General features: G+C 71.3%; 11 protein-coding genes. 5 read left to right on the top strand and 6 right to left on the bottom strand.

Annotated features, from left to right (window positions below; all coding sequences use genetic code 11):
* Window positions 1-106 precede the first annotated feature (106 nt).
* A complete protein-coding gene (locus ACWDA7_RS15180; protein WP_450604649.1) occupies window positions 107-736 on the bottom strand; it encodes an Lrp/AsnC family transcriptional regulator in 630 nt (209 codons plus the stop codon).
* A gap of 56 nt (window positions 737-792) precedes the next feature.
* Between ACWDA7_RS15180 and ACWDA7_RS15185 the strand changes: the two genes are divergently transcribed.
* Window positions 793-1326 carry a hypothetical protein gene (locus tag ACWDA7_RS15185; protein WP_450604651.1) on the top strand — a complete coding sequence of 178 codons (534 nt, stop codon included), beginning with the start codon at window positions 793-795 and terminating at the stop codon, window positions 1324-1326.
* Window positions 1327-1689: 363 nt separating this feature from the next.
* Window positions 1690-2091: a PPOX class F420-dependent oxidoreductase gene (locus tag ACWDA7_RS15190; RefSeq protein WP_359408710.1), complete on the top strand. Its 402-nt coding sequence runs from the start codon at window positions 1690-1692 to the stop codon at window positions 2089-2091.
* Window positions 2092-2254: 163 nt separating this feature from the next.
* Here ACWDA7_RS15190 and ACWDA7_RS15195 read toward each other — a convergent pair whose 3' ends face one another.
* Together ACWDA7_RS15195 and ACWDA7_RS15200 are read right to left on the bottom strand one after the other, a co-directional pair.
* Window positions 2255-3022 (bottom strand): hypothetical protein, encoded by a 768-nt coding sequence (locus ACWDA7_RS15195; protein ID WP_450604653.1) that lies wholly within the window; start codon window positions 3020-3022, stop codon window positions 2255-2257.
* 281 nt (window positions 3023-3303) lie between these two features.
* Complete coding sequence (locus tag ACWDA7_RS15200; protein WP_450604654.1) at window positions 3304-4083, bottom strand: SDR family NAD(P)-dependent oxidoreductase; 780 nt, start codon at window positions 4081-4083, stop codon at window positions 3304-3306.
* 487 nt (window positions 4084-4570) lie between these two features.
* Between ACWDA7_RS15200 and ACWDA7_RS15205 the strand changes: the two genes are divergently transcribed.
* From ACWDA7_RS15205 to ACWDA7_RS15215, 3 genes are all read left to right on the top strand, one after another.
* Window positions 4571-5677: a hypothetical protein gene (locus tag ACWDA7_RS15205; RefSeq protein ID WP_450604655.1), complete on the top strand. Its 1107-nt coding sequence runs from the start codon at window positions 4571-4573 to the stop codon at window positions 5675-5677.
* A gap of 275 nt (window positions 5678-5952) precedes the next feature.
* Window positions 5953-6648: a DUF4232 domain-containing protein gene (locus ACWDA7_RS15210; RefSeq protein ID WP_450604657.1), complete on the top strand. Its 696-nt coding sequence runs from the start codon at window positions 5953-5955 to the stop codon at window positions 6646-6648.
* A gap of 159 nt (window positions 6649-6807) precedes the next feature.
* Window positions 6808-7317, top strand: coding sequence for a hypothetical protein (locus ACWDA7_RS15215; protein ID WP_450604659.1), 510 nt, complete (start codon window positions 6808-6810; stop codon window positions 7315-7317).
* A 77-nt stretch (window positions 7318-7394) separates the two neighbouring features.
* Here ACWDA7_RS15215 and ACWDA7_RS15220 read toward each other — a convergent pair whose 3' ends face one another.
* From ACWDA7_RS15220 to ACWDA7_RS15230, 3 genes are all read right to left on the bottom strand, one after another.
* Window positions 7395-7997, bottom strand: a complete 603-nt coding sequence (locus ACWDA7_RS15220) for a hypothetical protein (RefSeq protein WP_450604661.1) — start codon at window positions 7995-7997, stop codon at window positions 7395-7397.
* A 200-nt stretch (window positions 7998-8197) separates the two neighbouring features.
* A complete protein-coding gene (locus ACWDA7_RS15225) occupies window positions 8198-9727 on the bottom strand; it encodes a PH domain-containing protein (protein WP_450604663.1) in 1530 nt (509 codons plus the stop codon).
* Between the two features lie 776 nt (window positions 9728-10503).
* Entirely contained in the window at window positions 10504-12945 is a 2442-nt protein-coding gene (locus ACWDA7_RS15230; protein WP_450604665.1) for an N-acetylmuramoyl-L-alanine amidase, read from the bottom strand.
* Window positions 12946-12971 lie beyond the last annotated feature (26 nt).

Genomic DNA, 12971 nt, shown 5'->3' on the forward strand with positions numbered 1-12971 from the left:
CAATGGGGAGGGCTTGGGGAGCGGCTGGGGTGCCGGAATCCGCGCGTCCGACGCCGGTCTCTCCGCAGGTGTCGACTCCGCCGACCGGCTCGGATCAACGCGTGCCTCAGATCGCCGGCTCGGCCCAGAGGTCCGGTGGCACGACCCCGATGGAGCGGCCGTGGGGGTCCGGGAGGTGTCCGAGCAGTTTGTCCTGGCGCAGGGTGATCACGCGATCGAGGATCTCGAAGCTCGGGTGAGCGGTGGCGAACTGGGCTTCCAGGCGCAGGACGTCGCTGACAGAGTGCAGGCTGGCCTGGAGGATGAGGTTGTGCGGACCATTGACGGCGGCGCAGTTGCGGGTCTCGGGCAGGCGGATGAGGGCGCGGCCGATCTCGGGGAGGTCGGTGGGCGGGACCTTGGCCCAGAAGGTGACCGCGACGGGCCAGCCGCCGAGGGGGCGGGCGAAGTCGCAGCGGAACCGCAGGAGGCCGCGTCGGGAGAGTTGCTCGATGCGGCGTTTGGCGGTGGAGAGGCTCACGCCGAGGTCGTTGGCCAGGGTCTGGTAGGGAGCGCGGCCGTCGTGGGCGAGTCGAACGGCGAGGGCGCGGTCGAAGGGCGTGATCTCGCCGGCGGCGCCGGCTGGGGTTCGGGCTGACGGCGGTTCGGTCAGTTGGGCGCGTTGACCGCCTGACCGCAGCCCCTTGGGGTCGTCGCAGCTTCCCGTAATGGCCGGTCCGGAAACTTGAGTGGACATGGTCGAGGCCGGGATACGATCACGCCCTGCACGCGCGAGGTGAGGGGTGGGACCTGGTGAAACGGCAGCTGATATGGATGGCCTGCGCCGGAACGGCGGCTCTGGCGCTGCTGGCGGGTTGCAGCGACGCCCCCGCCGAGCCGAGCCCTGACCGAGCCGCCTCACCGGCTGCGCTCACGGGCCAGGCGAAGGCTGCTCAGTCGTCCAAGGCAGCCCTTGCCGAACGCGTCAAGACGGTCCTGGAGGACCGCCTCTCCTCCGACGAGACCCGGTTCGGTTCAGGCACAGGATCACCCTGCTCCACCTCGTCCGCGGGGATGTTCACTGCCCAGTGCGGCTCCGCGGCAGAGGCCACAGCAGCGGACGCATCGTTCGCTCTGGAGCAGATCGAGCGCCACGAGGGCTTCGCGACGCTGCGTTCGGTCGCGGGCAAGCTCCGGACCGCTGTCACCCGGTACGAGCAGCTCGGCTGCGCCGGCAACCCGACCGGAGCGGCAACTCGTCACGCCTGCCTCGAGCCCGCGGCTCTCATCGCGCAGGGATTCCCGGATCTGCGCAGCGGCGCCAACCTCGGTCTGCAGGGCGCATAGGCTACGGGGCCACACGCAGACGAGGCCGCGCCACAACCACGGCTTCCCCCGTGGGGCGAACGATCGGGCAAGGAGGCCCGCCGGTGTCAGGTGCTGGTGGCGGCCGCGTAGGACCCGGTGCACAGTTCGTCCAGGAGGCTGGACTCGACCGGCTTCCAGCCGGGCACCCGCTCGGCAGGGGAGGGATCCATCGCCGACGAGCGGGTGGAGGCACACGCCTGAGGCCGGGGCTGCGGACCGTGTTCGAGTGGTGAGCGGCGCGGCTGACCGGCGGGCGCTGCTGTTCGGAGGCGGGGGGAGACCGGTCATCTGCCGTGGCTACCGTGGCCCCAGCACCACACCGCAACCACCCCGGAGAACTCCGTGCCCGTACCCCTCGGCGAGGACCTGGTGGCGCTGCTGCGCCGCCCCATCACCTGCTACCTCGCCACCACGATGCCCGACGGCTCGCCGCAGCTCACCCAGACATGGGTCGACACCGACGGCGAGCACGTCCTCATCAACAGTGTCGAGTCGCATCAGAAGACCAGGAACATCGCGCGCGACCCGCGGGTGGCCATCGCAGTCGCCCACCCCTCGGACCCTTCCTCCTACGTCCAGATCCGCGGCCGTGTGGTGCGCGTGACCACCGAGGGAGCGGCCGACCACATCGAGGCGCTCGCGCAGAAGTACCTCGGCGGTCCCTACCCGTGGTTCGGCGGCCGCGACCAGGTCCGGGTCCTCTTTGTGATCCAGCCCGAACGGATCAGCAGCCCCCGCGGCTGAGTCCAGGCGGGCTGCAAGGGCAACTGCGGGACGTCCAAGGCGGCTTCAGCCGGCCCCATCGGCACGAGCCCCGAAGATCATGGCCCGCATCGGGCACCGACGGGCAGGTCCACCGTGCCCCACGCGTGCCCGATCAGCTGGAAACGAAGCGGAGCACTGCTCGTCAGTAACGGTGACCGGGCCAGTGGGGATCCGTCCAGCGGTCCTCGCCGGTGAGTCCGAGCAGCCGTATCCGGTGCTGCAGATCCGCCGATGCGCCCGATTCGCGGAGCCGCACCGCAGCGTGGCCGAGGAGCCAGGCGACCAGTTCGGTGCGCATCTCCTCCTCGTCGTGCTCGTACCAGTCGACGCTCCACGGGAGGCTGTCCCCCAGAAGCTCGTACTCCCATTGCGCCGCCGCCTCGGCGAGACGCCGGTCGCTGAGGTACCCGGTCTGCTTCTCCCATTCGGCAAGCCAGGGGCCGAGCGTTCCGGACGCCTCGGCACACATCACGAAGACCTGGTGCGCCGGGACGACCGCGTCCGGATCGGTGAGGCTCTGCTCCCACCAGGCATGCAGAAACTCGCGTACCGGACCGGCGTGTTCGTCAGGCCACTGCTGCCAGCGGCCGCGGGCGAATGAGTACCCGGCCTCTTCGAGTCCGAACAGCGGTTCCACGCGACCGGCGACCAGGGCTGTGGCGAACTGCGGCAGGATGCGCCGCAGCACGGCTGCGTGATCGGTCCAGTCGATGGCCCGCCAGGTCCGGCGCAGGAGGTCCGGCTCCAGCTCCACGTCCGGCCTCTTCAACAGGGAGAGCTCCTCCGGACTGCCCCAGTGGCACTCGCAGTTGTTCTCGTCCGGGCGCGCTGTCATACCGCGGAAGGTGACGGCGAGGTTGTCCAGTGCGGCGCTGAGGCGGCGGCGTGCGGGACGGTCGGCGAGATGCATGATGTGCCCGGCCTTCGAGGACTCCGTACGGCTTCTGCCGACCGAAGGTCGCCACCTTACCGGGCGAGGCGCGGCGGACACGGTCCGCCTGAGAGGGGCGCGGGCCGGGTGGCCGACAGGGACGGTGTACGACGTCACCGGCTTCGCCGAGGCACCGCGCGACGCTCCCTTTCAGGCCCGCCCCGCAGTCGCGCACGTAGTTCCCGAGTACCGATCTCCACGTGCTTGGCCAGGATGTGGGACCGGTTCTTTCGGAGTGGCCGCAGAACCCGCTGGACGCGTCAGTGGACCGAGAGTCCGCCGTCGATGAAGATCGACTGGCCGGTGATGTACGCGGATGCGCGGCTCGCCAGGAACACCGCCGCGCCCGCGAAGTCCTCCGCCAGACCGTTGCGCCCGATCATCGTCCGTGCGGCAAGCTCCGCCACCTTTGCCGGATCGGCGGACAGGCGCTCGTTCAGCGGAGTCATCACAAAGCCGGGGACCAGCGTGTTGCAGGTGACGCCGTACGGCGACCACGCCTCCGCCTGCGAGCGGGCCAGCGACTCGAGGCCGCCCTTGGACACCCCGTACGCACCGCTCTGGACGAAGGCCCGGTGGGCCTGCTGCGAGGTGATGTGGATGATCCGTCCGAATCCCCGCTCCGCCATGCCAGGGCCGAAGCACTGTCCGAGGAGGTAGGGAGCCTCCAGGTTCACCGCCATGGTGGCGTCCCACACCTCGTCCGTCAGCTCGCCCATCGGCGGGCGCAGGTTGATGCCGGCGGAGTTGACGAGGATGTCCGGCTCCCCGAACACCGCCGCCGCCTCCCGAGCTGCCGCCCGTACTCCGTCGCGCGTGCCCAGGTCGGCGCTCACCCACCCCGCCTGGCAGTCGTCGGCCACCAACTCATCGACGGCGGCGGCCAGTTCCTTCTCCTTGCGCGCCACGATCACGACCCTGGCCCCAGCGTGGGCGAGGGCCTCCGCTATGGCCCGCCCGATCCCTGAACTCCCGCCGGTGACAAGTGCGACCCGGCCCTCCAGTGAGAAGAGTTCGGTGAGGTAGGGCTGCGAGGTCATTTTCGTCCTCCGGGCATGAGCTCTGCAGGCAGATGGTGGGCACCACGTCCGACTGGCGACCCTACGTGAACGGTGCCGAACCGGCTCTCCCGGCGCGAACGTGTCCAACGGGTCGGGCTGAGGCTAGCGATTGATTGCCCAGGTAGTTCTGCGGTCCCGCCGGCACAGGGCCTGCCGTGGTGCCGCACCGAGTTCGGTCGCGAGTTCCGCACCGTCCCGGCGGAGGTCCACGACGTCCACGCGGACGCCTTCGCCGATGCCGTCCGCCGCTTCGCTCGGCAAGTCCCTGCCGTCAGCTGAGCGCCCCACTATCGCGACGAACCGGTGTCTCTGCCGGGGAGTTGGCGTATCGGCCGTTCGTCCTTCACCTTTCCTTCGTCCTCGATTGCAGCGACGAGTGCACCCTTGCGCGATGCGATCGAGGTCCACGGGGTGGCCCTCGACGCAGTACGGGCACGGGCATCGTGCTTCACCACAAGGGGGGACGATGACGCGATCGCGCGTGCCGGCACTACGGGGGAACTCCCCACAGGCACGGCTTCGGCGCTGGTCCAGGGGCGCCGCTGCCACGGCGACAGCGGTGTTCCTCATCGCCATGGGCGGTGCCTCCCCCGCCCACGCGGCCGGAGCGCCGGTTACGGGCGCCGGCTCGACATGGGCCCAGGGCCCGACCGCCAAACTGCTGCATCGCGCGGGATATTACGCAGCCCCCAGCGCCGGCGCCGTGGCGATCGGGCTCTCCACGGCCCCGTCCGACTCGTCCGGCCTCGTCGGTCTCAGCGCTGCCTACAGCAATCCGGATCCGCGGACCTATCCACTTCCGCTCGTCAACTATCTGATCGTCCCGACCACGACGGGCAGCAGATTCACCACGGCGGAGGGACAGACGCTCAGCTCGTTCGCCTCCTACGCGCTGTGCCACCAGGGTTCACAGAGCGGCCTGGGCTACGCACCGCTGCCGCCCGATCCGGTCCGAAGCGGCCTCGACGTCATGTCCCGCATTCCCGGTTCCTCGCTCAGCGAGGTCGACACGTCGGGCTGCGTCGCCTCGTCCGCCGCTGAGCTCCAGGACGTTCCGCAGCCGCAGGAGTGCGACCGGGTGGGCAGCCCGTCGTGCGACATCCCGGGAGACTGGACGGAGTCGATCAGGACAACGCTCGAGCCCGGGGCGCTGGCGATCTCGATCGCGGGCGACGAGCACATCGTGCTGCCGAGTCCGGTGCTCGACCCGTCAGGCGCGTACCTCCACACCTGGGGGCGGATGAACCCCATCACCGTCACCGACACCCGCCCCGGCAACGTCGGCTGGACGGCCTCCGGCGAGGTCGGCGACTTCACGGATTCCGCCGGCGGCACCATCGACGCGGCCAGTCTGACCTGGACCCCCGCCGTCGTCGACCGCGGCAATGTCCGGACCGTCACGGCAGGCGCCCCGCTCGTCCCCGGCAACGGCGGTGGGTTGAAGGACCCCCGGACCCTGGCCACCGGGATCGGCCCCGGAACCACGGGTCTCGGGGCGACGCTCGACCTCGACGCCCCGACCTCCACGACACCCGGTCCCTACACCACGGTCCTCACGGTGACCGTCATCTGACGGGAGGACGGAACACGCGGGACGAGCATCTCGTCCCGCGTCCGGACCCGCCGACTGCGCGGCTTGCTCACGTGTCCAGTGCTGCTGCCCGCCGCCCGAGGCGCGGGCCTGACCACGTGTCACGGGCTCGTGACACTCCTCGTGACAGACGTGACACACCCGCGACGGGCCCGTGACAGCGATCTTCGAACTTCCCCGCAGAGGGCCACATCACATGAGGTGTCCGGCAAAAAAAGCCGGACCGAAGACCGGACCACGAACCCCTGGGGGACCCCATGTCGAACCGTCGCGCGAACCGTCGCCTCCGCAAGAGCGCCGTGGCCCTGACGGGCGCCGCCGCCCTGATGGCCCTGCTCACCGCCTGCAACGGCGACGGCACCGCGCCGAAGGCCGTCTCCGGCAACGCCGCCCCCGCACCCGGCGACTCCGCCACCACGGACGCCACCACGGGAGGCGGCACCGCCTCCGCACCGCCGGCGGCCTCCACCGGTTCGGCCGGCTCCACGGGGAGCAAGGGCGGCGCCACCGGCACGGGCACGGCGGCCAGTGGCTCGGTACCCGCCTGCCAGGCCTCGCAGCTCGGCTACGCCTGGGCGGGCACCAAGACCGCCTCTTCCGGGGGCAGCGGCCAGATGCAGGCCACCGTGGCGCTCACCAACAAGAGCGGGCACGCCTGCTCGATGTACGGCTTCCCGGGCGTCGACCTGGTCAACAGCGGTGAGCAGTGGTCGCTGATGCGCGAGGGCACCGCCCCGCACAAGGTCACTGTGGCGAGTGGGGCGTCCGCCCACTTCACCATCACCTATCTGGTCTCGCACAGCGGTGACTCCGGCGCGTTCAGTCCGACCACGGTGGTCATCACCGCACCGAACCAGCGCACCTCCTACGACCTGCCCTGGCGGTTCGACGCCGTCCTGAAGCAGGACGGCGCGACCCACCCGGGGACGTTCATCGGTCCGGTCGGCGAGTGACGCGTTCCCGCACGCAGCCCGGGAAAGGGCCGGGTCACCGGCCCTGACCTCACGACAGCCTTGGTGGGTACGCGACTTGAACCCGCGCCGACTCGCGCCGCGACCGGCCGCTGTTGATGCGGGACACAACTTTTGCGCCCGCTGAGGAGTCGTACGGGCATGATCGACATGCGCGCACGGCACACCTTCGGTGCATCCATACTCGTCGTGACCCTGGCCTCGTTCCTGCTCTCCTGTTCGGGCAGCCCGGCCGGAACGTCGAGCGACGGGCAGACGCCCGGCCCCGGTGTCCGCAGCACGGCATCGGCCGCCGCGGCCGAGGAGCCGACCCCCGAGAGCACGGGCGAACCGTCTCCGGGCGTCGAGAAGGTCCGCGATGTGTTCGCCCGGCTTCAGGCCACCTACAACGACGGATGCACGACCCCGGGCAACTGCGAGTACTTCCTGGGCCGCGTGCGCGACGAACTCAGCAGCCTCGACGAGGCGATGAAAGCGGACCCCCAGGGTGCCGGACACTTCGCGAAACCCCTCGCATGGATCGCGAGACTGCGGGCCGAACTGGGCGACGACACCTCCTTCGCGAACCTCAAGAAGCACCGGAACCTGCTCACCGGAACGCGCGACAAGATCAACTCATGGATGCAGGGCCACCCGGAGGACTACCGATGACACCCGGGCCGCGAGAGTGCTGAAGGCCACCGGGCGCGCCCCTGCCGGTGACCTTCACCGGAGGTCCGGCAGGGCACTCATAAACCGGGCGGCTCCGGCTCGGCTCCCCGCTCCGGGCGCGGTGCCGACCCACCAGGTGGGCAGTCGCGCTGGTCCTGCGGTCCATCGGGCGTCGCCGTCTGCGGCTGCGCGTATCCCTGTTCGGTCACGCAACGGTCGGACGTCGCCTCGCCCGGGCTGAAGGGGTCGGCCGGGAGGGCCCTGTTCGAGCCCCTGCTGTGGCGGCCGGACTCGCTCAGCGACGGTTTGGCGGTGGCGTTCATGCCGTTCATGCCGTTCGTGCCATCCTTGCCGTTCGTACCATCCTTGCCGCCCGTACCGTCCCTGCCTTCCCGGCCGTCCTGGCCGTCCTGACCTTCCCTGCCGTCTCTCCCTTCCCTCCCGTCCTTCCCGTCCTTCCCGTCCTTGCCTTCCAGCCCGCGGGGGCCTTCGGGACCGGAGGGGCCGGGCGGACCGGAGGGGCCGGGCGGACCGGAGGGGCCGCGCCTCATGTGCCGTGCGTGAAGATCGTCGATCTGCATCTGCTGGGCGACGAGCGAAGCCGACTGCACGACGAGCACGGCGATCAGTGCTCCACCGAGCACGAGGTGGCGCCGCGGTCTTCCCGGTGTCTCGTTCACGTTGCCCACCTCACCCATCGCTGTGTGACGGCGACAGATTAAGTGACGAGAAGTCAGATGCAGCGGACAGACTCGGCGGAGGTCCGTCCCCTGGATGACTGCGAAGGTCCCGAGTTCGTCGATCGCTGCGGGGAGACGCTCACGCAGGCCGTCGCGGGCCCGTCGCGGTGCCGCAGCCGTCATCGCTCGCGCCGCGCTGTTCACTGAGCCGCCGCAGGGCGCAGCTCGCGGATGATGCGGGTCAGGTCTGCTGGAGCGGCCGCGAGGCGAACCGGCTGGCCCGCGTCGTCGAGTTCGGCGATGTGCCAGCTGCTGGGGACGATGTCGCCCTCGCTGCCGCGGGCGCGTCGCACGTTCTTGACGGTGAGCCGCTCCACCGGAATCCGCTTCGCCGCGAACCGGCCCGGACCGGAGTGGGGGATCACCGCGGGGGAGCCGTCACCGAGGACTATGTGGGTGCCGAAGCCGTGCGGGTTGTAGTCGGTGTGCTCCAGGAAGCGCGCGGCCAGGAACACCTCGTGGTCTTCCTTGACGGGCCGGGCGGCCGCCGTGACCGCCTCGGGCGCACGGATCCGGGTGGCTCGCCAGGCCCACACGAAGAGGGCCAGTGAGACCAGTGAGCCGGCGGCCTCCCAGCCGATCGCCACGTGCGAGGAGAGCAACGTCGTGGGGTGGAGGTAGCACAGGGGCAGCAGCCACAGGGCGGTACCGGCGAGGGCGCCCGCGAACGGGAGGGCCGACGGAAGGACCTCGTCGTCGGGCAGTCGGCGCCCGCGCAGGCGCAGCAGCACCAGGGCTGCTGGGCAGCCCGCGGCGAGGGCCAGCACGGCGGCGAGGACGGACATGTCCCCGGGGGCAGGGACATGCTTGTTCCACACGTGGCCCGCTCCGGCGACCTTCATCACATGGCGGCGCCAGACGGTCAGTTCGACGGCGTCTCCGGCCTGGAAGTCCTGGGCCGCCTCGTAGGAGACCTCCAGACGCTCCAGCGGCCTGCCGTCGGTGAAGTACAGCCAGCTGTACTTCTTGGGGCGGTGGGCCTCGGTCCGGGCGATCCTGGCCGGAATGGTCGTCAGGCACTCGCTGCGCTGCGCCGCGGGCGTCGCGGCGGTGCAGGGGGTGGCGGACCTCCACTCGTGCTGGTACGACGCGGCGGCCGGCGCGAACCACGCGGACACGCCCGCGCCGGCGAGCAGCAGCGCGCACAGGCTCAGCGAACCCACCCAGCCGCGCCCGGCGGTGCGGCTCGAGACGACCACGAGGTGGCCCGACTCCGGGGTTCCGTAGCGGCGGTGCAGCGCGCGGAGCGCCTCCACCCGTGCGTCGAAGTCCTGGTCGTCGGGCGACGAGCTGCGCGGCAGCGGAAGGAGCCGCTTGTGCCCGTCCCGGAGCACCAGGATGACGCCGCGGGTCTCCCGGGCGCTGCCGCTGTTCTTGTACACGCGTACGCGGAAATCGGCGATGTCACGCCAGGGAACGCTCCGTCGGTGCAGCAGCGTTCGGAAGCGCAGGCCGTACGTGTCGGCGTCGACCCGGGCGGTGACCGCGAAGAGCGACACGATGCCCACGACCGCAACGGACAGCCCGATGTACACCCACACATGCGGGATCTCGCCCCAGCGCGCACTGCCCGCCACGGCCAGAGCCGCCCCGGCCGCCCCGAGCGCGACGCAGGACCACAGGACTCCTCTGCTGCGGGGACGGTAGGTCACTTCCGAGCCGGACGTCATGCGCGGAATCCTTTCAACAGCCGGGCGGCAAGGGTGGTGGACGGCTTCGGCCGGCGGCGGGACAGCGCGTCGAGCGGGGAGCCCCTGCTCGGCAGGCCGGACGAGCGACGACGCTCGGCACACAGAGCCGACCGGCGGTGTTCCGGGCGTCCCCGCCCGGCCTCCGCGGGCGCCGGAGTGCCACGGCCGGTCGAAGGCCCGGCTCCGTGGTCCGAGGACGCCGGCGTGCAGCGGCGGGCACATGTGGCCGCCTGCGATCCCTCGCAGCAGGGGAGAGGCACTGCGGCCCAAGGCCGAGATCCCGCGGAGGCGCTGTGGGACAAAAACGCCCCGGCTTCACATCCGGTCCGCCGATACGCGGAACACCGGCCCCCGGGCGCCGAACCGCCCGGGCACTCCCCCTCAGCCATCGCCCCGCCCCCCACGCCCGCACCCCCGCACGGGCACAGAAGATCCAACGCCGCGCGGCACACAGAATCAACGGGCCGCGGCATCAATACGCCGTCAAGATTCCTCCTGCCGCCCCGGTAATGGGGCCGCGAGAAACAGCCGTCGGCGAGAAGCAGGCACAGACCGCCGGCAGCGGCGGCGGTGTCGCCGGCACCGGCGGCGGTGTCGCCGGCACCGGCGGCGGTGTCGCCGGCACCGGCACGACGAAAGGGCCAACTCGGGGCGTCTGCCGCACGAGTTGGCCCTCACCGTCTTCAGCCGGTCAGCCGGTCAGCCGGTCAGCCGGTCAGCCGGTCAGCCGGTCAGCCGGTCAGCCGGTCAGCCGGTCAGCCGATGATCGCGATGCCGTCCGTCGTGATGGCGGGGCGGCCCGAGGTGCCGACCACGACGATCTTCACGGTGTGCTTGCCGGAGCTGGGCCAGCTCTTGGTCCAGATCGCCTGCCGGTACTGGGTGGTGGAGGACTTGAGATCCACGGTGGCGGCCTTGGTGCCGTCGACGTAGACGTACGCCTGGCCGGAGGTGGAGGCCCGCGAGACGATCCAGGCCACCGAGCGCCCGGTGAAGGTCCAGCTGATCGAGGCCTTTGCGGAGGAGGAGCTGTAGGAGTATCCGCCCAGGTAGCTGCTGCTGCTCTTACGGGTCCAGGTGCCGGTCCTCGTGGTGGAGGTCTCCTGGATGATGCTCGGCTTGCGGGTGACGGAGGCGCCGGCGGTGTTGCCGGCCGCGTCGTACGCCTTGAGCGCGAACAGGTCGGAGGCGGCGGGCTTGGCGCTGGTCGCCCAGGAGGTCACCGTCGGGCCGAAGGTGGCCGCCGAGGGCGAGGTCGCCACGACCTTGGCCAGCGCGGCGCTGTCCGCGGCCTTCCAGGTCACCGTGACCGGGACCGCGGTGGAGTTGACCGTGCCGGTGCGCACGGTCACGGCGGGAGCGGTCGGGAAGGTGGGGGCGGTGGTGTCACCGACCAGGGACACCGCGCCGGACGTCGTGGTCGATCCACGGACGTGGGTGGCCCGTACCTGGACGCTGTGACTGCCGGAGGCGACCGGGAACGTGGCGGAACGGGCGGAGCCGGAGGTGTGCGCCACGGCCTTGCCGTCGACCAGGACGTCGAACCCCGAGATCAGCACGGACGGTGTGGAGGTCGTCCAGCTGACCGTGGCCGCGCTCTTGGTGTAGTACTTCGTCCCGGACTTGACCGCTCCGCCGGAGATCCCGGTGACAGTGACGGCACTGACCGGACCGGCCGCGTAGGAGCGGATCGTGGACAGGGCGCGGTAGAGCTGGTTGCCGGGGCAGTCGGTGGCGAAGCCGTCGCGGTGCCCGGAGATCACGGAGAACCCGTAGGTGTTGCCCAGAGTGAAGCCGGAACTGTCCGCGGAACCCTCGGGCAGTGAGGCGGTACCGGTGGCCGGGTCCACGCCGGTCATGCCGAACTTCCAGGCCGCGATCCGGGCGATGGAGGCCAGCATCGCCGTGCTCGGCGCGGCTCCGGTGTAGGTGGTCTCATTTGAGTCGCCTCCGCTGAGGTCGGTGTAGGTGCCGATGGCGGCCACACCCATGCTGTTGGTATTGAACCCGTACGTCTGGGCGCCGACGACGGGCAGCGCCTGCCCGCCGAAGCGGCCCTCGAAGATGGTCCCGCACTTGTCGACCAGGAAGTTGTAACCGAGGTCCCGCCAGCCCTGGCTGAGGTGCGCGGCGTACAGACTGCGCACGATCGACGGCGAGTCCGAGCAGGAGTAGTCGTTGGGGGTGTCGGTGTGGTGGACGAACATCACCTTCACCGCCGAGCCGTACGTCGGGTAGCCCGTCTCCCGGGCGCACTCGTCGGCACCCCAGCCCGCCCTGCTGACCACCGTCGGCGGGGCGACCTTCGAGGTGGTCGCGGCTGGCATCGGGTCGGGCGCCGGCGACGCCGAGGCGGAGGGGCCTGCCGGGCAGGACGGGTACGCCTGGGCGAGCGTCGGGAGCTGGCTCGGCCATGAAGTGGCCGTCGCGCTGGGCGAGGTGGAGACGGGGGCGGAGGTCGTGGTGGACGGCGAAGCGGAGCCCGTCGCCGTCGGGCTGCCGGTCGTGACCGAGGGGGACGCGGAGTCCGACGGAGTCGTGGTGTCCGGTGCGCTCGGGCTGCCGGTGGCGCTGTCGGTCGGGGAGCCGGTGTCCGTCGGCGTGCCGGTGGCGTCGTCCGTCGGAGTGGCGGAGTCACCGGCCGTCGCGTCCACGGCGTAGCCCGCCGGGTCCATCCCGGCGCCCGTGCCGCTCCCGCCACTGCTGGAGGCCTTGCCCGGGTCGATCAGGTCCACCCGCAGCCCGGCGGGCAGCGCGGTCGTCCTGTGCGCGCCGCTCGCGCGGACCTGGATGCCGTCGGACGGCCCGGACCACAGCGGGGACATCCCGCCGCGCACGCCGGGGCGGTTCAGTTCGGCGGCGTCGGGGATGTCGTCCGGCTGCTGCATCTCCAGCCACCGCGTCCACCGGCCGTCGGCGCTGGAACGGGTCCGCACCTCCACCGTGCCGCGCAGTTTGGCGTGGGCACCGGTCCAGGTGACGCCCACCATGCTGAACGGGGCTGTGGACCTGGCCTGCAGCGTCTTGAGCGACGCGTCGGTCCCGGTCAGCGAGAGCGAGTGCACATGCGTCCTGATCGGTGCCTGCACGGCCGACGCTGCGGCGCCACCGCCCGGCCCGGTCAGCGCGACGGCCACCGCCGCCACGGTGCCTCCGGCGACGACCGCGCCCACCGCCACCCAGGCACGCGTTCTCAACCCGGCAGGACGCGCGCGTCTGCCGC

The sequence above is a fragment of the Streptomyces sp. NPDC001156 genome (genome assembly GCF_053598275.1).

Bases quoted from the DNA above. Each gene is read 5' to 3' on its own strand.
- ACWDA7_RS15195 (WP_450604653.1), bottom strand. From the start codon at position 3,022: ATGCATCTCGCCGACCGTCCCGCACGCCGCCGCCTCAGCGCCGCACTG.
- ACWDA7_RS15180 (WP_450604649.1), bottom strand. From the start codon at position 736: ATGTCCACTCAAGTTTCCGGACCGGCCATTACGGGAAGCTGCGACGAC.
- ACWDA7_RS15225 (WP_450604663.1), bottom strand. From the start codon at position 9,727: ATGACGTCCGGCTCGGAAGTGACCTACCGTCCCCGCAGCAGAGGAGTC.
- ACWDA7_RS15215 (WP_450604659.1), top strand. From the start codon at position 6,808: ATGATCGACATGCGCGCACGGCACACCTTCGGTGCATCCATACTCGTC.
- ACWDA7_RS15210 (WP_450604657.1), top strand. From the start codon at position 5,953: ATGTCGAACCGTCGCGCGAACCGTCGCCTCCGCAAGAGCGCCGTGGCC.
- ACWDA7_RS15205 (WP_450604655.1), top strand. From the start codon at position 4,571: ATGACGCGATCGCGCGTGCCGGCACTACGGGGGAACTCCCCACAGGCA.
- ACWDA7_RS15200 (WP_450604654.1), bottom strand. From the start codon at position 4,083: ATGACCTCGCAGCCCTACCTCACCGAACTCTTCTCACTGGAGGGCCGG.